This window comes from Liquorilactobacillus sicerae (assembly GCF_029916425.1).
Taxonomy (GTDB): domain Bacteria; phylum Bacillota; class Bacilli; order Lactobacillales; family Lactobacillaceae; genus Liquorilactobacillus; species Liquorilactobacillus sicerae.
In genome coordinates, this window is the sequence record NZ_JAHAVQ010000349.1 from 1 (window position 1) to 395 (window position 395).

1 protein-coding gene is annotated in these 395 nt (G+C 32.2%); it reads left to right on the forward strand.

Annotation, left to right across the window (positions count from 1 at the left end):
* Window positions 1-150 precede the first annotated feature (150 nt).
* Window positions 151-395, forward strand: a 245-nt coding sequence (locus KH893_RS12780) for a phosphoenolpyruvate-utilizing N-terminal domain-containing protein (RefSeq protein ID WP_281166394.1), incomplete at its 3' end; no start/stop codon positions are given.

Consider the following 395-nt stretch of genomic DNA (forward strand, 5'->3'; position numbering starts at 1 on the left):
ATTATTGAAAACGGAGATTTCTTGATTGGCTGTTTGCTATAGAGATAGTTTTACGTTTGTTAGGAATAATCATAAAAAATTCATTTTCTTGTGATTATTGAAAAACGGATCAAAAATTTTCGTTATCAAAAAATTCAAGTGAGGTAAACAATGGCTGAAACGAAAAAATTAACTGGAATTGCGGCATCGGATGGTGTTGGGATCGCTAAAAGTTATTTATTGGTTGATCCAAGTTTGGCTTTTCCTTATAACGAAAAAATCAAAGATATTGATGCAGAGGAAATTCGTTTAGACAAAGCGCTCTCTTCTTCTAAAGATGATTTAAAAAAAATCAAAGCCAAAGCTGAAAAAAATCTCGGTAAAGAAGAGGCGGAAGTTTTTGAAGCGCATATTAC